The organism is Dyadobacter jiangsuensis, assembly GCF_003014695.1.
In the GTDB taxonomy this organism is placed as follows: domain Bacteria; phylum Bacteroidota; class Bacteroidia; order Cytophagales; family Spirosomataceae; genus Dyadobacter; species Dyadobacter jiangsuensis.
This window is the reverse complement of record NZ_PYAS01000014.1, coordinates 1-25,360: the sequence shown is the minus strand read 5'-3', so window position 1 is coordinate 25,360 and position 25,360 is coordinate 1. Positions and strand designations below refer to the sequence as shown.

General features: G+C 49.6%; 21 protein-coding genes. 12 read left to right on the top strand and 9 right to left on the bottom strand.

Features of this window, described 5'->3' with window-relative positions; genetic code table 11:
* Positions 1-8: 8 nt before the first annotated feature.
* Positions 9-3,404 carry a SusC/RagA family TonB-linked outer membrane protein gene (locus tag CLV60_RS25270; RefSeq protein ID WP_106598181.1) on the bottom strand — a complete coding sequence of 1,132 codons (3,396 nt, stop codon included), beginning with the start codon at positions 3,402-3,404 and terminating at the stop codon, positions 9-11.
* Between the two features lie 446 nt (positions 3,405-3,850).
* Positions 3,851-6,058 (bottom strand): T9SS type B sorting domain-containing protein, encoded by a 2,208-nt coding sequence (locus CLV60_RS25265; protein WP_106598180.1) that lies wholly within the window; start codon positions 6,056-6,058, stop codon positions 3,851-3,853.
* 65 nt (positions 6,059-6,123) lie between these two features.
* Here CLV60_RS25265 and rlmD point away from each other — a divergent pair, with 65 nt between their 5' ends.
* On the top strand, positions 6,124-7,521 hold the full coding sequence (rlmD, locus tag CLV60_RS25260) for a 23S rRNA (uracil(1939)-C(5))-methyltransferase RlmD (RefSeq protein WP_106598179.1): 1,398 nt from the start codon (positions 6,124-6,126) through the stop codon (positions 7,519-7,521).
* Positions 7,522-7,776: 255 nt separating this feature from the next.
* Here the strand turns inward: rlmD and dnaB are convergent, their stop codons facing one another.
* The gene (dnaB, locus tag CLV60_RS25255) at positions 7,777-9,396 is read right to left on the bottom strand and encodes a replicative DNA helicase (protein WP_106598178.1); all 1,620 of its coding nucleotides are present in this window, start codon (positions 9,394-9,396) and stop codon (positions 7,777-7,779) included.
* A 247-nt stretch (positions 9,397-9,643) separates the two neighbouring features.
* Here dnaB and CLV60_RS25250 point away from each other — a divergent pair, with 247 nt between their 5' ends.
* Genes CLV60_RS25250 through CLV60_RS25240 form a run of 3 tightly spaced genes read left to right on the top strand, consistent with a single transcriptional unit; the run spans position 9,644 to position 13,646 of the window.
* Positions 9,644-10,591 carry a PhoH family protein gene (locus CLV60_RS25250; RefSeq protein ID WP_106598177.1) on the top strand — a complete coding sequence of 316 codons (948 nt, stop codon included), beginning with the start codon at positions 9,644-9,646 and terminating at the stop codon, positions 10,589-10,591.
* The gene (locus tag CLV60_RS25245; protein WP_106598176.1) at positions 10,572-11,849 is read left to right on the top strand and encodes a T9SS type A sorting domain-containing protein; all 1,278 of its coding nucleotides are present in this window, start codon (positions 10,572-10,574) and stop codon (positions 11,847-11,849) included. The genes CLV60_RS25250 and CLV60_RS25245 overlap by 20 nt, the downstream gene beginning before the upstream one ends.
* 6 nt (positions 11,850-11,855) lie before the next feature.
* Entirely contained in the window at positions 11,856-13,646 is a 1,791-nt protein-coding gene (locus CLV60_RS25240) for a ComEC/Rec2 family competence protein (RefSeq protein ID WP_106598175.1), read from the top strand.
* Between the two features lie 3 nt (positions 13,647-13,649).
* Here CLV60_RS25240 and CLV60_RS25235 read toward each other — a convergent pair whose 3' ends face one another.
* Positions 13,650-14,735: a DUF922 domain-containing protein gene (locus CLV60_RS25235; protein ID WP_106598174.1), complete on the bottom strand. Its 1,086-nt coding sequence runs from the start codon at positions 14,733-14,735 to the stop codon at positions 13,650-13,652.
* Between the two features lie 72 nt (positions 14,736-14,807).
* Here CLV60_RS25235 and CLV60_RS25230 point away from each other — a divergent pair, with 72 nt between their 5' ends.
* Positions 14,808-15,305 carry a deoxycytidylate deaminase gene (locus CLV60_RS25230; RefSeq protein ID WP_106598173.1) on the top strand — a complete coding sequence of 166 codons (498 nt, stop codon included), beginning with the start codon at positions 14,808-14,810 and terminating at the stop codon, positions 15,303-15,305.
* Positions 15,306-15,442: 137 nt separating this feature from the next.
* Here the strand turns inward: CLV60_RS25230 and CLV60_RS25225 are convergent, their stop codons facing one another.
* Complete coding sequence (locus CLV60_RS25225) at positions 15,443-15,958, bottom strand: FKBP-type peptidyl-prolyl cis-trans isomerase (RefSeq protein WP_106598172.1); 516 nt, start codon at positions 15,956-15,958, stop codon at positions 15,443-15,445.
* 97 nt (positions 15,959-16,055) lie between these two features.
* On the opposite strand from CLV60_RS25225, the gene CLV60_RS25220 reads away from it, so the two are divergent.
* The 3 genes from CLV60_RS25220 to CLV60_RS25210 are packed head-to-tail and all read left to right on the top strand — an operon-like array spanning position 16,056 to position 18,699.
* Entirely contained in the window at positions 16,056-16,658 is a 603-nt protein-coding gene (locus tag CLV60_RS25220; protein WP_106598171.1) for an acyl carrier protein phosphodiesterase, read from the top strand.
* Between the two features lie 59 nt (positions 16,659-16,717).
* Entirely contained in the window at positions 16,718-17,737 is a 1,020-nt protein-coding gene (gene holA / locus CLV60_RS25215; RefSeq protein WP_106598170.1) for a DNA polymerase III subunit delta, read from the top strand.
* 50 nt (positions 17,738-17,787) lie between these two features.
* On the top strand, positions 17,788-18,699 hold the full coding sequence (locus tag CLV60_RS25210; protein WP_106598169.1) for a DNA-3-methyladenine glycosylase family protein: 912 nt from the start codon (positions 17,788-17,790) through the stop codon (positions 18,697-18,699).
* On the opposite strand, the gene CLV60_RS25205 is transcribed toward CLV60_RS25210, so the two are convergent.
* The 3 genes from CLV60_RS25205 to CLV60_RS25195 form a co-directional block, all read right to left on the bottom strand.
* Complete coding sequence (locus CLV60_RS25205; protein WP_106598168.1) at positions 18,691-18,948, bottom strand: Ada metal-binding domain-containing protein; 258 nt, start codon at positions 18,946-18,948, stop codon at positions 18,691-18,693. The genes CLV60_RS25210 and CLV60_RS25205 overlap by 9 nt on opposite strands.
* Before the next feature lie 33 nt (positions 18,949-18,981).
* Positions 18,982-19,683 carry a 2OG-Fe(II) oxygenase gene (locus CLV60_RS25200; RefSeq protein WP_106598167.1) on the bottom strand — a complete coding sequence of 234 codons (702 nt, stop codon included), beginning with the start codon at positions 19,681-19,683 and terminating at the stop codon, positions 18,982-18,984.
* A 525-nt stretch (positions 19,684-20,208) separates the two neighbouring features.
* On the bottom strand, positions 20,209-21,987 hold the full coding sequence (locus CLV60_RS25195) for an ABC transporter ATP-binding protein (protein ID WP_106598166.1): 1,779 nt from the start codon (positions 21,985-21,987) through the stop codon (positions 20,209-20,211).
* Between the two features lie 343 nt (positions 21,988-22,330).
* Between CLV60_RS25195 and CLV60_RS25190 the strand changes: the two genes are divergently transcribed.
* The 4 genes from CLV60_RS25190 to CLV60_RS25175 are packed head-to-tail and all read left to right on the top strand — an operon-like array spanning position 22,331 to position 24,530.
* Positions 22,331-23,542, top strand: coding sequence for a site-specific integrase (locus CLV60_RS25190; protein ID WP_106598165.1), 1,212 nt, complete (start codon positions 22,331-22,333; stop codon positions 23,540-23,542).
* 22 nt (positions 23,543-23,564) lie between these two features.
* A complete protein-coding gene (locus CLV60_RS25185) occupies positions 23,565-23,816 on the top strand; it encodes a helix-turn-helix domain-containing protein (protein WP_106598164.1) in 252 nt (83 codons plus the stop codon).
* A gap of 2 nt (positions 23,817-23,818) precedes the next feature.
* Complete coding sequence (locus CLV60_RS25180; RefSeq protein ID WP_106598163.1) at positions 23,819-24,295, top strand: hypothetical protein; 477 nt, start codon at positions 23,819-23,821, stop codon at positions 24,293-24,295.
* Positions 24,285-24,530, top strand: a complete 246-nt coding sequence (locus CLV60_RS25175) for a hypothetical protein (RefSeq protein ID WP_106598162.1) — start codon at positions 24,285-24,287, stop codon at positions 24,528-24,530. The genes CLV60_RS25180 and CLV60_RS25175 overlap by 11 nt, the downstream gene beginning before the upstream one ends.
* Here CLV60_RS25175 and CLV60_RS25170 read toward each other — a convergent pair.
* Positions 24,493-25,305 carry an ArdC family protein gene (locus tag CLV60_RS25170; protein WP_170118863.1) on the bottom strand — a complete coding sequence of 271 codons (813 nt, stop codon included), beginning with the start codon at positions 25,303-25,305 and terminating at the stop codon, positions 24,493-24,495. The genes CLV60_RS25175 and CLV60_RS25170 overlap by 38 nt on opposite strands.
* Between the last annotated feature and the right edge of the window lie 55 nt (positions 25,306-25,360).

Sequence of the window (25,360 nt, the reverse complement as noted above, 5' to 3'; positions counted from 1 at the left end):
GGTTATATTCAGAATGCAGCACGGAGCGTAACACCCAGGGCGCGGGTCATCGGCGGAATAAAACCGACCTCTTTCTGCACCGCGGTGCTGTTCGAGAAGTTTGAGGCGGGGTTGAAATTCAGCGGCAATGTGTTGTACAGGTAAAGCAAATCGCGTCCTACGAGGTTGACCGACAATGCATTAAGCTTGATTTTCTCGCAAAGCGATTGAGGGAACTGATAGCTGAGCGAAACCTGGCGCAGCGAAATCCACGAGTTTTCCGAAATCCAGTAGTCGCCAACAGCGGTCGAGAATGAGCCGTAGCGGTAGTTGTATTGCGGCAAATGGGTCGGTTCGACCAGGCCTTTTTCATAAGCTTCCCTGAAAGTCATCCCGCCGACGTTCACATTGAAGCCATCAGGCTGCGTGATCGTTTGTCCTGCCGCGAAAACGCCCTCGGGCAGAATGCCGTCGTCATAGGTTTTGCCGTCAAACTTGCTTTGGAAGACGATTCCGCCGTGATCGGCGTCGCGGCCTTGGAGTGAATTTTTGAAAACACCCGTGTGTGTGCCATAGCGGAGCGAAGTGATGATCATATCGCCGCCGATCTTGGCATCGAATAATACGTTGAGCGACAGCCTTTTGTAAGAGAATGTATTATCCCACCCGCCACGGAATTTGGCGTTGATATCCCCCACGTCTTTCCATTCGTTGCTGCGCGCCGGGAAAGCGGCGCGGGCGTCGCCGCGCCACGATAGGATCGGCATTCCGTTGCGCGGATCGTTCGCATCGGTCCCCTGGAAGCGCGCCGCGGCAATTTTGGTGCGGATCACACCGTAAGTGCCGCCCACTTTGGCGTAAGGAATGAGGTCGTTACCGCCTCCCGATTCGTCGGCCAGGGCATAGTACTCGCGGTCGCCATACAACTCGATGATTTTGTTGCGGTTACGCGAGAATGTGACAGTGCTGTTCCAGGAAAAGGCACCGATTTTGATCGGCGTTGCGTCGAGCGCGATCTCGATGCCGGTGTTCTGGATATTCCCTGCGTTGATCAGAATGCTGTTCACGCCCGTTTCAATGGCCGCAGAAATCGGGATCGGTTGGTTGCGGGAATTATCGCGGTATACCGATAAATCGAGCCCCAGCCGGTTGTTCAACACCTTCACTTCCAGACCGATCTCCTTAGCGATCTTGCGCAGGGGCTTGATATTGGTCTGCAAGGTCGATTGCGCGCTGAATGTCGACAATGCCTGGTCGCCGAAGCCTCCGGCATTGGTATAGCCTCCGAACTTGAATCCCGGGTTGAGCAGAAACGGCTCGATATCGCCGCCCAACGCTGCCAGATTTCCCCTCAACTTTCCATAGCTGAGCCAGTTAGGCAGGGACGAATGGAAGGATTGTGTAAAAATCCAGGACAAGCTGGCGGAAGGATAATTGTAAAAGTTGTTGCCCGACCCATTGGAATAGGTCAGCGCCGACGACCAGTCGCCACGCCAGGTTGTTTGCAGGAAAAGCTGCTCGCGCCATGCGAAATCTGCACTGGCATACAGTGACTTATAAGAACGCCGCGTCTTGATCCCTCCTTCCGATTTCTGCGATTGCACCGAGTTGGCCAGGAAGAAGTTACCGGGGTACGAAAGCCCGCCTACCGTTTCTGCATTGTTGAACGACAGGCTGTATTGCTGCGATTCTCCACCGATGTAGCCGTTGAAATCCAGGTCTTTGGTGATGGGTTTATTAAAAATCGCGAGCCATTTCATGAAGTTTGTTTGCTTCGTCGAATGCCCTAGCCCGTAGCGGCCGCCGGTGAAGTTCACGCCCTGGCCGAGCTCCTTGATTTCGCTCTTCGTGTACAGGTTGTTGAAATTGCCTTCGATCTGCAATTTGAGCCAGTCGGTGACGGTGGCAGTCAGCGCGAGACGCCCCCGCACCATTTGCTCGCGCTGGCTATAATTATTTTCAAAGATATTGAACCAGTAATCGGCGCCCGGGACGAGATTCGGCTCGTTCACGTCACTCACGTTCCGCAATCCGCCTTTGTAACCCAGGTAATTCTGACGCTGCATCCAGTATCGGGTATCGTAGTTGCGCGGGAAAATCCAGATGTAGTTGTTCAGGCTGAGCGAGGGCGGATTGGTACCTTCCGTCGTGGTGTAGTCGGCGGTGACGTCGGCCACGAGGAATTTGTTCAGGTTCTGGGTCGCGCGCAGGTTGAATGCATTCTTATCGAGGTTGTTTTTGAAATTGATACCCCGGCTGTCGACGCGGTTGTAGGAGAATCGGAACGTAGAGCGCTCGTTGCCACCATCAATCGCCACGTTCGTCAGGCTGCCTTTTCCTGTCTGGAATGCATCCAGGTAGTTGTTTGGATAGGCCTGGTAAGTGGTCATTTTGCCGTCGTAATCAACCACTTGCTGATTGGCGAAGCGCGGGCCCCAGTTTTCCAGCTCGCGGTTCATTTGCCGGTCGATATAGGGCTGGCCCTGCGCATTGGTTGGGAAGACCTTGGTGGTCCAGCTTTCGTCCGGTTTGTAGTTCGGGTCGCGGGTGTCGGTGAAGAATGCGCCTACTGTACCACCGCCATATTCGTTCTGGAAATCGGGCCCGCGATAGGGTTTCTGCATATTGAAAGTCTGCGAAACGCTCACACCAATGCCTTTGCGCTGAGCGCCTTTCTTGGTGGTGATCAGAATCACCCCATTGATTGCCCGGGTGCCGTACAATGCCGCGGCTGCCGAACCTTTGAGCACCGAAACGCTCTCAAAATCCTCCATATTGAGGTTTTTAAGCGAGTTTCCGAAGTCGCGGGGGCCGCTGCTGCCGTCGTACACGTCGTTGTCGAGAATCACGCCGTCGACGACGAAAATGGGCTGATTATTAACGCCGAGCGTAGAATTTCCGCGGATCAGAATTTTGGTGTTACCCATGAGCCCGCCAGCACCCTGGTCGATCTGCACGCCGGGAATGCGTCCTTGCAATGCGCTGATGGGGCTCAGCTCGTTCGTAGCGGCCATTTTAGCACCAGCGATCTCCGAAACAGTATAGCCGAGCTGCTTTTTCTCACGCTTAACACCCAACGCAGTAACTACCACTTCGTTGAGCTGCTGATTATCCTCTTTCAGGACCACATTGATCACGCTCTGGTTATTGACCTGCACTTCCTTTTTTTCAAAGCCGACGAACGAGAAAACAAGCGTTCCGCCGGAAGGGGCGTTGATCGCATATTCCCCGGCCGCGTTGGACGTAGTGCCATTATTGGTGCCTTTTACGAGGATGGAGATCCCGACAAGTGCCGCGTTGTCGGAGGCTGAGGTGACCGTTCCGGTAACCTTTACATTTTGGGCGTGCAGCGTGAGACAACTCCCAAGGATCAGGCACAGCAGCCGTAATAAGTACGCGCTGTGCAGAAGGTACATTTTCTTCATACAAAAGAGATTTAGAGGTACGAGCAGTTACTGTAATTGTGTAGAAAAGATTTTCGGGGCAATAGAAATACTACGCCGTAAAGACGCAGATAAATTAATAAGATTTTTTATTAATATGTCAGTATTTATTTATCTTTTTAAAAGACGGGCGGGCTCTGAAAACGCTGCATTCCTGCGGAGAAAGTTTTAAAAGCAGGGATTATTTGGTATTCACTATCAATATAATAAGTATCAGACGTATTAAATGTTATATATGTTTTAAATGTATATAATGTATTAATAGCTTATTATAAGTATAACATGTTTAATATGTTTAAAAAATATTAAAAGTATAAAACTTTTAATACAAAATGTTCATATGAAACTTACTGTTAGGGAACTACATATAAAACAAATACCCCGTAACATTCATATGAAATGCTACGGGGTATTTAGTTGATTAATAGTTATTTAAGAACTGTGAGCCCGCCTTTGTAGGAGCGCTTGGTATACTGTATAAGGAAGTAATAGTAGCCGCCGGAGATCTTGTCGGGGCACCAGTTGTTGGGTCTTACCTTGGAATAATAGACCTGCTTGCCCCAGCGATTGAATACGGTGATGTCCTTGAAATAGTCATCGCAATTGTCGGTCGGTAGTTCGTCGAACACAAGGCAATCGTTTTTGCCGTCGCCATTCGGCGTGATGACATTCGGGAATTCAGGGAATGGGGTAGAGCCGTTGTCCTTGATGGTAAGCTTTACGGTAGTGGTATCGGTGGCGGCTGCACAGCTCTTATCCTGGGTAACGAAATCGACCATGAAAGTTTGTTCGGGCTGGCCGTTGAGTACTGAGCATTCGGGATTCCAGGCGTATGGAGAGGTGATCGATTTTACGCCTGTTTTGGCCTCGAAAATCATTCCGGCATCCTTCATGTCAAATCCACGCCCCGCGGCCGTCAGAACGATCATATTCGTGTCGGGATCGCTTGCCAGCACATCGAAGGTAATGCCGGATGAGCTGCCGATCTGGTAGGTGATTTCCTGAACGGGCAGGGAGGTTTTCACCGACGGTGCCCGGTTGGGCGATTCATCCACGATGAAATACACCGGTTTCGAAACGGGCATCGGGTTGCCTTCGCAGCGCATATCCTCCACTTTGAAATCGACAGCGAGGGTATCGCCCTTTTTGGCATTGCATGGAGGTACCCATGTAAACTTCTGCTGTACGGTTGCCTGGCCGCTGGCGGGTTTGAAATCCATCCCCATATCGGTCATATTGAAATCCTGACCGCGACCTGAAAGTGCCAGATTATCCTTGTCGGGGTCTTTTCCGTACACGTCGAAGGTCACGGGGACGCCCGCGGTCACGTGTACGTAGTCGCTCGTGAGGGAGGTCGTGACGGTAGGGGCATTATTGCCGCTGCTTTCCCGGCGGATGTAGATATTGAGGGTGTCGGTCAGCGGGAAAGGGCAGCTGCCGTCCTGTGCCACGAGCTGGATCTTGATCGGGCGGTTATCGTAGGTGACGAAGCAATCTTCGAGGCAGACCTGGAATTTGAGGGTGTCGTTCGGGATCCTTGTGGTGAATTGGGCAGGCAGTACCGTAAAATAGTCCTTTGAATTGTTTACGGCATGGCCATCAACGGCCACAATCTGGTTCACGGTAGGATCGGTAACCATTACTTCAAAGCAGTTCGGATCGCCCTTTTTGATTGTGATAATCTCGTTTTCAGTGTAATAGGTACTCTTGCCTTTGGGTTTGAACAACAGCTTGGGAGGGTCCATTTTGGGGCAATCGACCACTTTGAGCTGAAAATCGCGCGTCAGCATCCCGATTTTAACGCCATTACGGTATTCCTCGACCTGCACCGCGAACACATACAACCCCACGGAACCAGCTGTTACGGACAGCATTCCCGTCGATTTGTTTACTTTCAGGGGAACGGGGCCCGGGATCATATTACTGACCGAAATGCCATCGATCCAGGTCAGGCGTGGGTAGTTGGATGAACCACGGGCAGGTGCGCTCGGGTTAGCCTTGTCGGCATAGCCCTGCATAGGCGTAATGAGTGAATACACGAGGCTGTCGCCATCGGCATCGGTTCCTCCGAAATCGAAGAGAAATGGTGAATTGACGCAGGCGTAATCGCCTTTGATTTCAGGAAAGACAGGGGAAGAGTTTTTGAAATTGGCATTATTCTTGAAAAGCGGCGGGAATTCGAGGTAAAAGAGGCTGCCGGCATCACCGGGTGCCTGAATGTTCGTAATTGTCCCGTTACGGCAGCATCGATCCCATACCATATAATAGCCCTCGGCATCGGCAAAATCGGTGGGAACAAGCCGTACTGCGGCGCTGTAAGTGATCTGCCAGGTCTGGAGTGTCGAGATTCCGCAGAGCGGGTTTGCGTAGTTGACCGATTTTCGTTCTATTTTTGGGGCTTCAAGAGAGCCTATGAGCACATTGTCTCGCTTTCTGAACACATAAATTGTGACGAACGGGTCTTCTGCGCCGGGATTACCATTGAGGGCATCGAAGTACATCGTGAGGCCCATGTTGTAGTTGTACCGGGGATCCTGGGTTTGCGTGATGAAGAGCTGCCCGCCGACGATGTGTGTGGCGCTGGCGTCGCAAATGGCAAACAGCATCAGAATAAATAAGATGAACCGTTTTTTCATGAGAATGATGCGGCAGTAAAATTGATCCGATAGGATATTGGGATTAGTAATTAAAACAGGAAATAATGTCTAAGAGTAACAAGTACGAGTACGTTGAAATTACCGATTTTGCGGCAGAAGGCAAATGTATATTTAAATCGGAAGACGGCGTAATCTTTGTAGAAGGTAATGTGGCTCCTGGTGACATCGTCGATCTTCAGGTTGTTCGCACCAAGAAAAAATTGAAGGAGGCCATCGTTACCAAAATCCATTCACAATCGGCCTTACGTACGGAACCCTATTGCGAACATTTCGGCGTGTGCGGGGGCTGTAAGTGGCAGCATATCGGCTACGAGCATCAGCTCAGGTTCAAAAGGCAGCAGGTAGTGGATCATTTTGAAAGGATAGGAAAGATCAGGAATGTTGAGATTAACGAGATTATCGCTGCCCCTAAGACTGAATACTACCGCAATAAGTTGGAATTCACTTTCTCGAATTGGCGCTGGCTCACCAAGGAGCAGCTCGATTCGGGACAGCCATTTGCCAAAACCGCATTGGGCTTCCACGTGCCGAAGCGCTTTGATAAGATATTCACCGTAGACCACTGCCACCTCCAACCGGACCCGTCGAACGCGATCCGGAACTCGCTGCACCACTTTTCGGAGGAAAAAGGGTATCCTTATTACGACGTACGTTTTAATGTAGGCGTCATGCGTAACGTGATCATCCGTACAGCCAATTCTGGCGACGTGATGGTGATCGTGCAATTTGGGGAGCAAAACGATGAAATTATCGCGGAAGTGATGGCGTTTTTGCATCAAAATCATCCGGAAATCACTTCACTGAACTACATCGTGAACCTGAAAGGAAATGATTCTTATCAGGACCAGGAAGTGATCTATTACGCCGGTGATAAGGTAATCCGCGAAACGATGGAAGATCTGACGTTCCTCGTGGGGCCGAAATCGTTCTATCAGACCAACTCAGAGCAGGCGTACAAGCTTTTCAGTGTGGCGCGCGATTATGCGCAGCTCACGGGTAATGAATCGGTTTATGACCTTTACACCGGTACCGGAACCATTGCCAACTTCGTGGCCCGGAGCGCAAAGAAAGTGGTAGGCGTGGAGTATGTGGAAGCAGCCGTGCAGGATGCGCGCATTAACTCCGAGCTGAATGGCATCACCAATACTTCATTCTTCGCAGGCGATATGCGCGCGATCATGAACGAGAGCTTCCTGCATACGCACGGCCGCCCGGACGTGATCATTACCGATCCGCCACGTGCCGGAATGGACGTGCCTGTGATCGAAACGATCCTGAAAGCCGCACCCGACCGCGTCGTGTACGTGAGCTGCAACACGGCCACGCAAGCGCGCGACCTGGCATTAATGGCAGATGATTACGAAGTGACGCGCGTACAGCCCGTAGATATGTTCCCGAATACGCACCACGTCGAAAATGTAGCATTGCTGGTACGGAAATAGCAAGTTGCTAGCGTGGGAGGAAGGGTCAGGAATAGTCAGGTGTAGTCAGGTGCAGTCAGGTGTAGTCAGGGGTAGTCAGGGGTAGTCAGGTATTGTCAAGAATTGTCAGGTATTGTCAAGAATGACTAGAAAACTCTTGACCACGCTTGACTACACCAGACAATTCTTGACAATCACTAGCCACACCTGACAAAGAAAGGCCGGAATGAGCGATCATTTCCGGCCTTTAATATTATTGTTCAAATCAATAGCGTATCAGAAAGGCGGTTCGCTTTCCGGGCCTTTGTAATCGAAGTTGCTCAGGTCGTTGGCGCGGCTGCGGAGTGTTCCACCCATGGCTGGTGCCGTAGGCTTGGCCTGGCTTTCGAATGATGATATCGGATTTGAGGTCTGAATCGGGCGGTCGATCGAGAATGGGGCAGGTGTGAAGCCCGAATCGAGATCGGCGAACTTGGTGTATTTACCAATAAAGCGAAGTTGGATCGTATCCAGTGAACCTGCACGGTTTTTAGCCAGAATTACCTCACCTACACCCGCCACCGAGTTGCCTGCTTCGTCTTCCGTAATGCCGTAGTATTCAGGACGGTACAGGAAGATTACCATATCCGCATCCTGCTCGATGGAACCGGATTCCCTCAAATCGGAGAGCTGCGGGCGTTTTTCACCGCCACGCGTTTCAACGGCCCGGCTTAGCTGCGACAGCGCGATTACCGGCACATCGAGTTCCTTTGCAAGGTTTTTCAACGATCGTGAGATCATCGCAATCTCCTGTTCACGGTTGCCGGGGCTTTTACCGCCCGTATCGCCGGTCATGAGCTGCAGGTAGTCGATTACGATCATCTGAATATCGTGCTGCGCTTTCAAACGGCGGCATTTGGCACGCAGTTCAAGTACCGAAAGGGCAGGGGTGTCGTCAATGTAAATGGGGGCATTAGTCAGCCGGTGAATGCGGTGGTGCAATTGCTCCCATTCGTGCGGTGCCAGGCTTCCTTTACGGATTTTCTCACTATCAATCTCAGCCTCGGCGGAAATCAAACGATTGACCAGCTGCACCGAGGACATCTCCAAAGAGAATATCGCCACCGGAATATTGAAATCCACAGCCGCATTCCGCAGCGAGGACACGACGAATGCCGTTTTACCCATACCGGGGCGTGCCGCGAGGATCATCAATTCCGTCTTTTGCCAGCCGGAAGTGAGCCTGTCTAGCGCACTGAAACCGGACGGTACGCCGGTAAGACCGTCCTTATTATTCTTTTTCTGGTCGAGTTCGGCCAGCGCCTGGCGCATGAGCGCGCCCATGTCGGCGTAGTTTTTCTTGATATTGGATTCTGAAATCGCGAAAAGCGACTGCTCTGTTTTGTCGAGCAAACGGAACACGTCGGTCGTATCTTCATAAGCCTCGCGCTGAATCTCGGAGGAGACTTTGATGAGCTCCCGTTTGATGTAGGCCTGCGAGATAATACGAGCGTGGAATTCGATGTTGGCCGCGGAGTTGACTTTGCTGGTCAGCTCCATAATGTACGATGCGCCACCGACCAGTTCAAGTTCTCCGGTGCTACGCAATTTGGCCGTCACCGTCAGCATATCGATAGGCTCCGAGTCGGCGAAGAGCGTGACGATCGCGCTGTAAATGCGGACGTGAGACTCCTTGTAAAAACTATCCGGACGGAGGATATCCGCTACCGCCGTGAGGGCATCCTTTTCGATCATCAAAGCGCCCAAAACCGCCTCTTCCAGGTCGATTGCCTGAGGTGGTAATTTGCTGAAAACCTGATCGTTGGATGGCGTTCTCGGAGCAAAAGCCCGCTTGGTACCGTTACCGGTTTTGGAGCCGCTCCTGGGGTAGCTGTTAGATGCCTTTTCGTTTTCCATATTAAGACAAAGTTAATCATTGGAGGCCTTCAACGAAAGCGGCGGCGGGGAGTTTGGCGCAATAATTTTTTTTCTGCCACACGACTTTTTTGTCCGTGTCTGATAATGAAAGACTTGGTCGGGAAACGCTAATTTTTTCGCCCGGGATTTAGCAGGTTAATTGTTTTTTCGACGATTATGTTTTACAAATGTTGGTTATTATTACTAAATTTTACAAACAATAGAGAAACATTAAACACTGATTCATTTGCTGGAAAAAATCATCACACTCGAAGACGTATCCATGGTCGATTTTCTGGGCATTCACAATTCGAATATCAAGGAAGTTGCCGCCGCTTTCCCCGAAAGTAAAATCATTTCACGCGGAAACGAGATCCGCATCCAGGGGACTGCCCCCGAAATTATCCGAATCACAGATGTAATCGACTCGCTTCTGGCACATTACCAGAAGTATGGAAAAATAACCAACGACAACGTTAAGGGCTACCTGAACGGCATCGCTAAAATGCCCGTAGCTACCGGCGAGGACGACGACGACGTGATCCTCTATGGCAACAAGGGGCTTGTTGTGAAAGCCAAAACGCCTAATCAGAAGCTCCTGGTAGAACAGGCCGGTAAATACGACCTCGTATTTGCGATTGGTCCGGCAGGTACAGGAAAAACCTACACTGCCGTAGCCATTGCCGTAAGGGCATTGAAGAACAAGGAAGTACGTAAGATCATTATCACGCGTCCTGCGGTGGAAGCGGGCGAGAACCTGGGCTTTTTGCCGGGTGACCTGAAAGAAAAGATCGATCCGTACCTACGCCCGATCTACGACGCGCTCGACGATATGATTGCGCCGGAAAAACTGAAATTGTACCTGGAAAGCCGGGTAATCGAAATCGCGCCGCTTGCCTACATGCGGGGGCGTACGCTGAACAACGCATTTATCCTGCTCGACGAGGCCCAGAATACCACGCCGATGCAAATGAAAATGTTCCTTACCCGTATGGGCCCGAGCTCGAAGGCGATCATTACCGGCGATAAGTCGCAGATTGACCTTCCTAAGAACCTCAAATCGGGGCTGATCGACTCTCTGACGGTTTTGAAGGGCATTAAAGGGATCAGTTTTGTAGAACTGGATGGTTCTGACGTGGTACGGCACCGTTTGGTGAAGGACATTCTTGCTGCCTATGAAAAATCGGAAAAATAGCCTTTTGCTGGCTGGCTTGTTGCTGGTATCTGTGTTCGGAAAAGCGCAGGATTCGCTCGTTACGCGCTGTGCCAGCACGGAGCGTGATTCGGTGCGGCTATTGAAAAACCCCGCGCTGAGGAACCTGAGACTCCAATCGGAGCAGGCGATACAGAACTACGTGCGCTCCGCTGCGGGTGCACGCACGAGCGCGAGTGAGGTAATCACGATCCCGGTGGTAGTGCACGTCGTTCACAACCGGGCAGATAATGTGGTCGGTGGCGCAGGGAACGGCAATATCTCCGATGCGCAGATTCAGAGTCAGATCGACGTGCTGAATGAAGATTATGGCAATACATCCGGCTACAAGGGCTTTTATACCGATTCACTGGGTGTCGACACAGGCATCCGTTTCAGGCTGGTGTCGGTGGTTCGCACCTATAATGCGACTTCGCAGTTCAGCCCGATTACCGACGCGGATGATCTGGCGAACATCTCACCAGCCTGGTTTACCAATCGTTACCTGAACATCTGGGTAACAAGGCTGAATGACCGTTATCTCGGGACTTCGCAATTTCCGGTTGTGACGGAAATTAATGACCGTACGGCTGGCCTTGCCACTTCCGAAAACACGGAAGCCGATGCATTGACCGACGGGGTTATCATCGATTACCGCTACTTCGGACGCAATTCCGATGCGATCACAAGCCGGATTTATAACCTGGGCCGGACCACCACACACGAGGTGGGGCATTGGCTGGGCCTGATCCACATCTGGGGCGATGCCACTTGCGGTACCGATTACTGCGATGATACCCCCACGGCTAACACCAAAAATGAAACTACCGATGTTTCGTGCTCACCGGTGTACTCGCAATGCCGAGGGAATGTCGTGACGCGTAATATGATCGAAAATTACATGGATTACTCGCCCGACGTTTGTATGAGTATTTTTACAAACGATCAGAAGGAGCGGATGCACGCCGTAATGGCGCTGAGCCCGAGACGTGCGAAACTGGTAGAATACTCGAAGATTTCGACGAATGAACTACTGGTTGAAATTTATCCTAATCCGGTCCGTGAAACATTGACAACCAATGTTTTTACACCTAATTTCGAGAATTACACCGTGTCCGTTTACAATCAAAAAGGGCAAAAAGTGACGGAGGATACCGTTAACCGTACTTATCTCAACGTTAAAAACTTTCCCAGCGGTTTGTACTATTACAAGGTAACGATTGCCGATAAGACAATCACGAAACGTTTTGTTGTACGATAAACACCCATGCTATCACGCGCTCCGTTTGTCAGCGTAGTCATATTCCTAGCAACCGGCATATTGGCGGGCGACGCATTGCGTACAACCGGCGGTATGCCGGTTGTTTTTGTTTTGATAGCATTGGTGCTGGCGACGATCGGATGCATTTTGCTGTATCGGTTTGGACGTCGGGTAGCTTTTGCGATCGGATTGGCTGTTTGGATGTTTTTGCTTGGAGCCGGAATCAAAATAAAGGTTGAAGCGGAAAAAGACGCACGAATTGCAGCGCTTCATGCATTGGAATACACCACCTATACCGCGGAAGTAACTACTATACCTGAAAAACGCAGCAATTCCATTCGTTTTGAAGTGGATGTCAAACAATTCGGTCACGAGAATAAGTGGACCAGTTATCCGGTGAAAGCGTTGATTTATCTGCCGGATAGCCTTTCAGACATTCCACAACCTGGCGATTTGCTGCTGGTGAAGGGACGGTTGGAACGTCCTGCTCCGCCGGCAAACCCCGGGCAGTTTGATTATGCACAATATCTGCGCAACAGGGGTATTCTCGTCACCGCATTTGTGAATGATCGCTCGTACAAACTGATTTCATCCGGCTCGCGAAAGAGCCCTTCCTATTGGCCGGAGGCCGTTTCAGAATGGGCGGACAGTCAATTCCGTGTGTACGTGAGCGATCCGGCCGCATATGGGCTCGTAAAGGCCATGTTACTAGGGCGACGGGACGACCTCGGAGCGGAGCAAGTGGGCGATTATGTGATTTCGGGTGCCGTACATATTCTTTCCGTTTCGGGAATGCATGTGGCGATTATTTTTCTCGCCATCAGTATGGCCCTCGGCTGGGTGAGGCGTTGGCAGTTCGGCAAATGGGTGTACCTGTTTTTGATGGCCGCATTGCTGGGCTTTTATGCATTGGTGACCGGCTTACCGCCTTCCGTACAGCGTGCCGCGCTGATGTGCATGGTACTGGTGATTGCAGAAGTCGCCGAGCGAAAGCACAATTCGATGAATACGCTGACGTTTTCGGCACTGATTATTCTGCTGGTAGATCCTTGTGCATTGTATGATGTCGGATTTCAACTGTCGTACCTCGCTATGACGGGCATTTTTCTCTTTTACGAGCCGGTCTACGGCCTCCTGAATCCGGCCAATCGCGTTTTGAAATTCGTCTGGCAGGTTACCGCATTGGCGTTCGCAGCTCAGATCGCCACATTTCCGCTCAGTATCGTCTATTTTCATCAATTTCCGACCTATTTCTGGCTTGTGAATCCGCTGGTCGTTGCGTTTACCAATATACTGCTGCCTGCCGCATTGGTATTGCTGCTGATCAGTCTGTCAGGAATTTCCTGGTTGGGATGGTTGGGATGGCTGGCGGGTCAGGTTGTAACATTTTCAGCAAAGCTAACCGATTGGGCCGCCTCGATCCCGCGACGGCTGCCGGGGCATTTGGTAGAAAACCTGCATTTGAACAAGTTGGAGGTGGTTTTGCTATACGCGGTCCTTTTTGCGATCTGGTATGCCTGGTATGTGCGTTCGCTGAGCTGGTTGAAGATATCGGCCGCGGGAGTAACTCTTTTTGCAGCATTTTCAATCGCAGGGAGTTTGAATGTGTATTGGAATGCCGAACCTGTCGTTTTTCAGGTTCCTAAGCATCAGGTACTGAGCTTTAAATCTGGAAACAGGCTTTACCTTTTGAGCGATAGGTCGTTTACAGACGATGCCCGTGCATTTGATTTCAATGTAAGGAATTACGTCGTGAGCCATGAAATCCAACAGATTATGCGAATTACCGCGCCGTAGGGATTACTGCACGGAATAGAGCGCTTCGATCTGCCTGGCGATTTTTTTATCCCACGCGGCTTGCGCGCCGTCGTTCAGCCCGTGGCCGGTTTCGCCGTCGTATTGTTCCTGATCCCGGTTCATTTCCCGGAATGCTTCCAGAAACTGGTATTGGATCTCGCTATCATAGTCTTCGATAGTCAATTCGGCCTTACGGAGGCGTTCTTTAAACTTCTCGACCACCAGCCTCGTAATATCGAAATGAATCTGCTCATGACGCAATGTGCCCGCATTGCGCGACTCCGGCCTGCCCCATGACATGCTTTTGACCATGAATATCTTCAATCCGATTTCCACCACCAGGTCGTCGTCTTTCGGATAGGAGCGGCCCTCATAGCCGAAACTGGTAAATACCGCCGCCGCGTAACGGCTGCCTGGCCTGGCGCTTCTTACCTTGAAATCGTCCCAAACCAACGGACGTTTCGGCGAATAGAAAACCGTGTCTTCGGAGGCCGTGTTATTGATTTCTTTGAATGTAACAATCAGGTTGCGCGCCAATGCGGGCGTTTTACCTGCATTGGAGGCCATCCACTTTTGAAAATGGCCTAATGCTTGATCTACAAGCTGTTTTATCAGTTTGTCGTGGGTGAATGCCGTTTCGGGCCGCGTATAGTTGGCTGCCGTTTGATAACCGGTCAGTTCCACCGGTTGCATATCACGGTACCATCGGAACCGGACATTCAGGCGGACTTCCCCGGTAACCTTGTTTGGCCCGATCCGCTTTTCATTTACAGACAACTCCTTGATGGTGATATAAAGCGGCAAATACGATTGCTCTTTCCTAGGCGCCAGGTACGACCAGTAGCTGAACAGTTCGTTTTCGGCTTTCCCTGGCAGTACCGCCGGAATTTCTTTACCAAGGGCGATTACTTTGCCGAGCGAGGCACCTGGTTGCGGTCGCTGGTCTTCCACGTTCTGAATGAAGAATTTATAGGATTTGAAAAGGCCTGCCGGATCTTTGGAAAGGGTAACAACCGACCTGTCCTGCTGTGCGAAAAGCGGGTTAAGGAACACGGTCAGGAAAAAAAGAAGGGCAATGCTTCGGGTCATACTTTTCAAACTGCGTTGAATCCAGCCGTCATTTCCCTAATTTTGTACCCTGAATTTTGGATTGAAAAGAGAATGACAATACCTACAACGAATTTGCGGCCGGAATTTGATGACATTTATATGGACCTGGCAAAAAATCTTGCCAAACGTTCACACTGTATAAAAGCGCAAGTGGGGGCGGTGCTAACGAAGGACACGCGGATTATTTCGATCGGCTACAACGGTCCTCCTGCCGGCACCCACAACTGCGATGAAGAATTTCCAGGGGTAGGATGTCCGCGTGACGCAAAAGGAAGCTGTTCGCTGGCTTTGCACGCCGAGCAGAATGCCATCCTTTTTGCTGTGAAAAACGGATCGAATATCGAAGGATCAACACTTTTTGTGACCCTTGCGCCTTGCATTGCCTGCGCGCGGGTGATTTATACGATGAAGATCAAAAAAGTGATTTTCCTGCATTCCTATGCCGCCTACAAAGGCATTGCGGTAGAAGAGGGCGTGGAGTTTCTGAGGAGGTTCGGCGTGGAGGTGGAGCAGTATCGCGGGGCCGTTGACGAAACGATTGGGCTGTAAGTCGGGTGTAGTCATTGGTAGTCATTTGTTGTCACGTGTTGTCATTTATAGTCATGAGTAGTTTTAGATATTCATTCGAAATGACAATACCTGACTATTCTTGACCACACCTGACAACAAATGACTACCAATGACCATTAGTGATGATGCACCCCACCAACCCCGTGTACGTGGCCGTGATCGAGCTCCTCAGCCGTAGCTGCGCGTACGCTCAGGATTTTACCTGCAAAATGCATTTCCTTGCCGGCTAGCGGGTGGTTGAAATTCATGATTACCACGTCGTCGCTGATCTCGACGATCTGGCCGTGAAGCCTTTCACCTTCTTCGTTGGTCATCGGAATAATATTGCCCACTTGCAGGAGTTCGTTCTCGTCTACTTCGCTGTTCTGGAATACCGATTTAGGCAGGTCTACGACCGCTTCTTCATCATATTCTCCGTACCCTTCCTCGGGAGCTACCGTAAATTCAAAGGTATCACCGGCCGACAAGCCTTCGATCTGATTTTCGAATCCTTCCGGCAAACCACTGATACCGTGGATAAAGTACATCGGGTCGTTTTCGGTGACCACTTCCACCACATCCGTTTCGCCTTCCGAGTCTGGAATGCTGAGGCTATATGTAAGCGCCACGACGCTATTTTTTTCGATTTTCATTTGCTAGTTTGATTAAAATAATGGTTGTTGTAAAAGAATTGTTCCCCGGAAGAGTATCGGAACAAACGTACGGGAATTTTGTCAAAATGTCATTTAGATGAATTTTTTAGCGCATATTTTGCTGTCAGGAGAGAATGAAGGAGTGATGATGGGCAATTATGTCGGGGATTTCATTAAAGGGCGTTTGAGCAAGGAAAAAACTGCAACCTGGAATCCCGATTATGTGCTCGGGCTGAAACTGCACCGTTTTATCGATTCGTTTACGGACACCCATCCCGAAGTCTCGGAAGCCAAAGACGTAGCAGCCGTTTCCCAGGGAAAACTCGCGGGTATTGTCATGGACATTTACTTCGATTACTTCCTGGCTAAAAATTTCGAGCATTACCATAAGGAACCTCTTTTTATATACGCCCACAGGATCTATTCGATTATCGAACGGAATCACCACCTGATCCCGGAAGCGATGGTACCCATGGTGCGCTCTATGGTCCGTCAGGACTGGTTGAATACTTACGCGACGCTCGACGGTATCGATACTACCTTTAAAAGGCTTTCGCGCCGTGCCGGGTTTTTGGAGCCTATCTCCACGGCTGTGAGCGATTTGCGGGCAAATGAGGAGTTTTATTATACCAAATTCCTGTCTTTTTTTCCTGAATTGCGTGCGAAGACCGCTCAATTTATCGCTGAAAACGCGGCATAAATCGGCGCGGAACGGTAAATTTGGTGTCCGGACCACATTAGGTCCCAATCTGCAAATTCATGGCACAAACACCCGATATTATCCTTAAAGAACTCAGAAGCAAGAAGTTCCGTCCACTCTATTTTTTGCACGGAGATGAGCCTTATTACATCGATTCGATTGCCGAAGAGCTTGAAAATAAGGTGGTTCCGGAGTCGGAGCGGGGCTTTAACCAGTTTGTGCTTTACGGGAAGGACACCGATGTAGCGGGCGTGTTGAGCTATGCACGGCGGTTTCCATTCATGGCCGAGCGTCAGCTGGTGTTAGTCAAAGAAGCGCATCGCCTGAACGGCATTGAGCAAAAGGAACAGCAACAGCGCCTGGAAGACTATGCATTGAACCCCGTGCCGAGCACGGTTCTGGTGTTCTGCTATCACGCCAATGCCGACGAGCGGAAATCCTACCTGAAAGCCTGTAATGCCAACGGGGTGGTGGTGCAATCCAAAAAGATGTATGACAACAAGCTGCCCGACTGGGTAGGGGCATTTTGCCAGCACGAGGGCGTGAAAATCAGCCCGAAGGCGGTGCAGATGCTTGTTGATAACATCGGCAACGATCTGAAACGGCTTTCAAACGAGATCCGGAAGATTATGGTGAACCTGCGCGTGGACGAAGGAATCGATGCTGCGGCGATCGAGAAGTTTGTCGGGATCAGCAAGGAATACAATGTTTTTGAATTTCAAAAAGCATTAATGCATCGGGATGTGCTGAAAGCGAACCAGATAGCTGCTTTTTTTGCATCCAATTCGAAGGACAATCCGTTGGCCCCTGTACTGATCATCCTGTTTGGCTTTTTCTCCAAACTACTTCTCACGCACGCCGCTCGCGACAAATCGGAGAAAGGGCTTGCAGCCGAGCTGGGCGTAAATCCCTATTTTGTCAAAGATTATTTACTGGCTGCCCGTAATTATCCAATGGGCAAGGTGGCCAATATTATACATTATCTGCGTGAATGTGACGGGCGTTTGAAGGGGCTTGACGGCACGAGCATTCCGGAAGGAGAGTTGCTGCGGGAACTCGTTTTCAAGATCGTGCATTAATCCGCAAGATTCAGGTTTGCAGCGGGGTCTTCCGCGCGGTACTTTCACTTATGGATTCACAACAAACGATTCTCATCCCTGTTCCCCCGCTTTTCAGTTTCCAGGAATGTCTCTGGTTTTTGAATCGCAATTACGACGACTGCCTGCATTTCGTGGGAGAAAACTTCGTTTTGAAAGCGATCGCGACGCCGTTCGGTGACGTTCTTTTTCGCGTCAGCGAGCATGGAGGATTTTTGCATGTTGACCTGTTAGCCGGTGTTTCGGGCTCCGGAAGCCGTGATTTTATCACCGGCTACGTCCGTGAATGGTTCGATTTGGATCGTGATCTTGCGCCATTTTATACCCATTTGAAACGGGACGGTCGGCTGGCCTATATGGCCGATGACTTTTCGGGCCTGCGTTTGATGGGGATTGTGGACATGTTTGAAGCGCTTTGCTGGTCGATTATCGGTCAGCAGATTAACCTCACATTTGCTTACAAGATGAAACGGCGCATGGTGGAGCGCTACGGCAGGCATATCGAATGGGACAACCAGGTTTTTCATATTTTTCCAGAGCCCGAAGTGCTGGCTAATGCGGAGGTAGATGTACTTCGGGGAATGCAATTTTCCCAAAAAAAAGCGGAGTACGTGATCGGCGCAGCCCGCGCGTTTGCGGAAGGTACGCTCAGTCGTTCGCTCATTGATTCGCTGCCTGATTTTGAGTCGCGGCAGAAAGTTTTGGTGGCGCACAAGGGCATCGGCGTCTGGACGGCCAATTATGTGCTCATGAAATCGTTTCGGGCGCCGGAAGGCATTCCGCATGGGGACGTGGGGCTTTTGAATGCATTGGCCGGCCACGGTATCATTGCGGAACGTAGCGAAAAGGAAAAAATCGAGGCCTTTTTTCGCGATTATGCCGGCTGGGAAACCTACGTTACTTTCTATCTATGGCGCAGCCTCGCTGTGAAGCCGTTAGCCTGATTTCCATTTCAAATAGGCCTCGCGCATGCAATGCCCGCACGGGCGATACCCGTGTGTGCGGGCGTCGTGCTCGTCCGCGAAAAACACCCGGTTGCGGCGTTTCATCCGCTTTCCCGAACCGCAGGATAATAGTCCGTAGATTTTCAGATTTCGGTTACCGGCCAGGGTGATTTGGCCGGTATGGATCATTGTTTTCAGTTTGCGGCTCGCTGCGAAGCCTTCCGGACCTATTTCGTGGTGGCTGATCATTACTGGTTGTGGAAGATACGAGTGTGCTGTAAATCAGCTTAATGCATCATGAAAAATAATCCCGAGCGTATACCGCTGGCCGTCATGCACTTCGCTCACGCCGTGCTTCATATTGACCCGGTAATATCCCTTGCTTCCTTTCACAGGCCTGAAATTCGTGGTAAAAAGCAATGCGTCGCCCTTGCGGGGTTTCAAAACAATGGCTTTGGATTGCGCACGGGGAATTTGTTCGGTCATAACAAACTCGCCACCGGTGTAGTCCTCTTCCGGTTCGTTGAGGAACAATACCATTTGAATAGGGAAGAACAGGTCGCCGTATAGGTCCTGATGAAGGGTATTGTGGCCGCCCTGGCCGTATTTCAGGATCAATACCGTAGGTTTGGTCTGTTGCTGTGCCCGGCATAACTCTTGAAACTCTTCAAAATCAGCAGGGTAGGGATGGCCCATTTTCAGTACGTCCATCCATTGGTTGGCGACGGGAACCAGTTTGGGAAATATGTTTTCGCGCAACCGTTGAATAATTGGAGGCAGCGGGTAGGAAAAGTATTTGTATTCACCCAGACCAAACCGGTACCGCTCCATGACGATCGTCTTGCGGTAATGCACCGGATTGTCATATTGTGCGATCAGTTCGTCGCATTCACGGGCACTGAGGACTTGGGAAAGCTGTGCATAGCCGCGCTGGTGGAGGTTTTCACGAATGGAAGGCCAGTCAAGGTTTTCGATGTTGATCATTGCAGCGGATTTTGATTGATTAAACCAAAATTACCCGGCCGTAAGGCCTATTCAAACCTGATTCTTGCGTAGTTGAATGATTGAATGAGTGAATGAGTGAGTGATTGAATGAATTTTGATTGATCGAATCGTCCGATAGGAGTACTGGATCGCGATGAAGTTGTTTGAACTTCAGGTGAATAATCGCGTAGCGATGCAATATTGGTAGCAAATCTTGTACGATCGACTACAAAAATCCCGCTAGGGATGTAACATCAGTGCCATTGCAATGCATAGTTGTTACATCCCTAGCGGGATTTTTGTAATATGGAGCATTCTAGTTGCTACCAATATTGCATGCCTAGCGGCATTTGTGGGAGCGCAACTCCTTGATTCGGCCTTCGTGCCAACGCGACCCAGGCAAAGTTACTCATCGCCGATGCCCCGGTCGTTCTCCGTTCTACGGCAGTTCATTCCTTCATTTAGTCATTCTATCATTCTCCATTCGACGGCGGCTCATTCAAAATTCACTCATTCATTCAAAATTCACGCCGAAAGAACCGTCTCGTCCTTACGCTCTCCGATTTGCTGGCGCCACATTGCGTAGTAGAGGCCTTTTTCTTCCAGTAATGCATGGTGGCTGCCGGTCTCGACGATACGGCCCTTTTCGAGCACGTAAATGCGGTCGGCGTACATGATGGTGGAGAGGCGGTGCGCGATCATGACGGTGATATGCTGGCGCTGGTCGGTGATATCACGGATGGTATTCGAAATCTCTTCTTCCGTAAGTGAATCCAATGCAGAAGTGGCTTCGTCGAAAATGATCAGGTGCGGGTTACGCAGGAGCGCACGGGCGATGGACAGACGCTGACGTTCGCCGCCTGATAATTTCAAACCGCCTTCCCCGATCACCGTGTCGATGCCATTCTCTGCACGGGCCAGCAGATTATAGCAAGCGGCTTTCAGAAGCACGTCGTTGATCATCTCGTCGGTCGCTTCCGGGTTTACGAAAAGCAGGTTTTCTTTGATCGTTCCCGAGAAAAGCTGCGTATCCTGCGTCACAAAGCCGATTTTGTGTCTGATTTCATCAAAGTCAATTTCTTTTCCATTCACACCATTATAAAGCACATGGCCTTCAATGGGTTGGTACAATCCCACGAGCAGCTTCACCAAAGTAGTTTTGCCGGAGCCCGACGGCCCTACAAATGCAATGGTTTCACCGCGTTTTACATCAAAGGAAATGTCTTCCAATGCCGGGCGCTTCGCCGACTGGTGCTGGAACTTCACGTGATCGAACTGCAAATCTTTGATATCCGTAATCGTTTCCGGATTAGCAGGTTTGTGTTCTACCGGGCGGGCGAGCAGCGTTTGCAGGTTGTTGAGCGACGCCTCGGCTTCGCGGTAGGATAGGATTACATTGCCTAATTCCTGCAATGGCCCGAAAATGAAGAATGAATAGAACTGCATCATCATCATCTGGCCCACGGTAATCTTATCCCGGAACACAAAAAACAGCAGCGCGAACATCACGCACTGTTGCAGAAAGTTGACGAACGTTCCCTGAATGAAACTTACCGAACGGATACTTTTCACCTTTTTCAGTTCCAGTTTCAGGATTTTGTAAGTCGTCGTGTTCAGCCGTTCGATTTCCTGGTGGGTGAGTCCGAGGCTTTTCACCAGCTCGATATTGCGCAGGGATTCGGTCGTGGAACCGGCCAATGCGGTCGTTTCTTTCACGATATTCTTCTGGATCGTTTTGATCTTGCGGCTTAATACACTCGTTAGAAACGCAAGGATCACGGAGCCGACGAGGTAGATCAGCGGTAGCCAGGGACTGAGCCTGAATGCTACTACCACCACGAAAACAATACCTACCGATGTGAAAAACAGTACGTTAACGAAGTTCAGGATAAACTTCTCGCAATCGGCGCGGACTTTCAATAGAACGGACAGCGTTTCACCCGACCGTTGGTCTTCAAAATCCTGAAAAGGGAGCCTTAATGCATGCCGCAGGCCATCCGTATAGAGGGCGGCTCCAAATTTCTGGATGACGACATTCACCAGGTAATCCTGAAATGCCTTGGCAATGCGGGATACCATCGCTACGCCGATGATCATCAGCAAGCCCATTAATACCCCCTTGAAGAATTCATTATCAAGCCCTTTGGTACGAAACTCCACCGCCTTGTTGGCGTATGGGTCAATGAGGTAATTACCGAGGATGTAAGGGTTGAGAAGGGAGAAAGTCTGGTTGATGGCGGCCATCAGCAGGGCGAGGAATATAAGTGCCTTGTACCTGCTCAGGTATTGGATCAATAATTTCATACAGTTCTGAGGTGATTCGGTGGTGTTACCAATTACTGTAAACCCAAACGCGCAAATTTTAATTCTCGGAGAATGCGCAAAATGTGCGGAAATAAAAAAGACATCCGGAGAGGATGTCTTTCAAAATGTAGCGGGGAGCAGGATCGAACTGCCGACCTTAGGGTTATGAATTCTATTCGATATGGATTACTATGAATTACTATGGTTTGATATGGTTTATAAATATCAAATAATCAGTATATTATAATTTTAATCAATTCATGGTGACACACAAAAAACCACAAAATGTTTTACAAATGTTTCACAGATTATCGCTAGTTTTGTTTGACTAACAAACAATCACATGGCAACAACAATCAAGGTGGTTACGAGAAGCGCCCCGAAGGCTGACGGGACATACGCGCTGGTCTTGCGGATTACGAAAGACAGAAAGTCATCCTACATCCCGATTGGCAAAAGCGTAAGTCTTGAAGACTGGGATGAGGTTGCATGCAAGGTACGTAAATCTCACCGTAATTCAGTGAGATTGAATAATTTAATTGCCCAAAAACTCGCTGAGGCCAGCGACACAAGCCTGGAACTTGAAGCGAAGAAGAAAGACGTTTCTGCGAAGTTTGTTGCCAAGAAAATAAAGCCTAAGAAGGGTGTGACGTTTTTTGCCGTAGCCAATGAATTCGTAGAAAACATGAAGAAGGAGGGGAAATATAACCGGGTTCCTACCGATCAGTCACGCCTGAAAAATTTCAAAACATTTCTGAAAACAGAAGATATAGACTTCACAGAGATTACTGTCCCGTTGCTTAATAGGTTTCGGGCCTATTTGAAAGGTGATAAAAAGGTCAGTGAACGGACGATTGTCAACCACCTTATTCTCATTCGGACGGTTTATAATCAAGCCATTCTCGCGGATATTGCAGATTTGAAATCATATCCGTTTGGTCGGGGAAAAATTCAGATAAAGATCCCGAAATCATCAAAAATCGGTCTTACGAGGGAAGAAGTGCAGAAAATAGAAGAGCTTGAGCTTCCCGACCCGAAAATGAATCATGCGCGTAATGTGTTTCTGTTTTCGTACTATTTTGCCGGTGTCCGTATTTCTGATGTGCTGAGAATGAAGTGGTCTGATTTCCAGAATGACCGCCTGTTTTATTCTATGGGCAAAAACGACAAGCCCGGATCACTGAAAGTCCCTGCTAAGGTTTCGAAGATTTTAGATCAGTATCGTGGTGACGAACGGACGCATGACCTGATTTTTCCCGAGCTGAAAGTGGTCGAGGATATGACCGACCAATACACGGTTGAGAGGAAAATCTCTTACGGTGTCAAAACCCTGAACAAGCACCTGAAAAGTGTTGCCAAGGAAGCAAAGATCGACAAGCCTATGACAAACCACATTAGCCGTCATACGTTCGGGAATATTTCAGGGGATAAAATCAGCCCTCAGATGCTTCAAAAGCTCTACCGGCACAGTAATATCACGACGACAATATCTTACCAAAACAACTTCATTCACAAGACTGCTGATGAAGCTCTGGACGCTGTTTTGGGATCTTGATTGGTTTTGATATATTGGGAGAATGAACCCTGATGAATTTGAAAAATTTCTTAACGAGCTTGTTACCCGCCTGAAAAAGGAGATGGGGGTAAAGCCCCGCGACAAGTGGGTGGATGGTGAGGAGGCTATGCGCTATATGCGGATCTCTTCCAAAACCACCTTGCAAAAGCTCAGGGACACCAATGCAATTACATTCACTCAGCCTCTCCCGAAGCATATTCTTTACGATCTGGACAGTATCGACGAGTATCTTAATAAGCACTCAAACAAGTAGCCATGGGAAAATTAAGCAAAATACTGGAAGAGTTGTTGCAGTCCATTCGTGGGAAGGACTTCAAGGATACCAAGAAAGAGATTATTGCCAAAAAGGAAAAGGATAGGCAACCGGTGGGGCAGAGTGATTCGGCTCGTTCATTCGGAGGCAATAAACGAGAAATAATTAAAGACGGTAGAACGGTCGTTAAGCCAGATCCCTATCAGGTAGAAGTCAACAAGATCAACGAGCGGATTAAACAGGCGAAGGCGCTCACTCCTCAGGACATGAAGGAGATCGAAAAGTCTCTCGCCGAGCAGGATATTAAGAAAGATATTTTCCGTTCCAGAATGCAAATGCGTTCAGACGAGGCGAAAGCGCAGCAAGCTTATCACTCAGCATCGGAGGACAGAAAACGAGATCAAAAAGAGCTGTCAAAAAAGGAAAAGTTTCTAGCGGCATTCAAGAAAAAAGAAAAAGACAAGGATCATGAGCGATGAAAATGATGATGTTCGCGTAAATCCTGAAATAGTCAGAGGCTATAACGATGGATATGTGCTGGAAAAGCACGATCACAAAAAAGCAAAGGAAGTCCTCAAGGCTATTGAAGGTCGAGAGGACTTAAACCTAAGCAATTACACCATGGCCTTCAAAGCAGGAGCAAAAGAGGCCAAGAAGGAAAAATTCAAGGAGAATTTCAAGCCGGGACAGAAGGACAAAGATCACGAGAAGTAGGCTGCAAACTTCTCAGGAAATCACCCGCCTTGCTGGCAGCACCAGCAGCGGTTAAAATTGCCCGTTTGTCTTTTTTCAGTACGGTCAGCCAATCACCAAGATAGCTTGCATGATCCGGCTGCGGCCCGTCCGTAATTTCCAGCCCCGCACACAGGAACGCGGATGACATTTCCGCCACCAATTCTTCCATCGCGTAGGCATCATCACCAAATCTTTTACCCATCTGACGGTTGCAGCGCTTCTCAACACCCGACCAGTGCGATAATTCATGCAGTTTGGTGGAGTAGTAAGCTTCGGTGGGATTCTGCGTCTCAGTGCCTGTAAATGCGAATGTAGGCGGCATTTGAATGTAATCCTGAGCCGGATTATAAAAGGCTCGGCTTCCACCATGCTTGACGACCGCTCCTGTGTTGTTGATGAAGTCGTCGGCTTTCTGAATGCGTGTCACGAAATCAGCCTGGTCTGGCTTAGGCTCTTCGCCCTTGTAGGACTGTAATTGGCATTGATTGAATACAAAAGACATTTTCAGGAAGGGGATTTTTTTGATCTCGTCATCCTTTTCACGTTCGATTGTATCGTAATAGACGATTGTGGTGGCCTTCTCGCCCTTACGAACGAATTCTTTCTTGTCGGCCCACTGTTTGAAGCTCGCCCACTGGTGGCTGGTATATTCCTTTTCAGCCGCAGCTCCCCACAACAAGGGAATGTTAATTCCTCTATATGATTTACCTGTGGTGGGTATTTCGGAGAAGTTGACCACCTGATTCCGTGGCAAATTGACCACCTAATTGTCTGGCGGCCGGTGGCAGAAAAAAGCTGCAGAAGCAGTT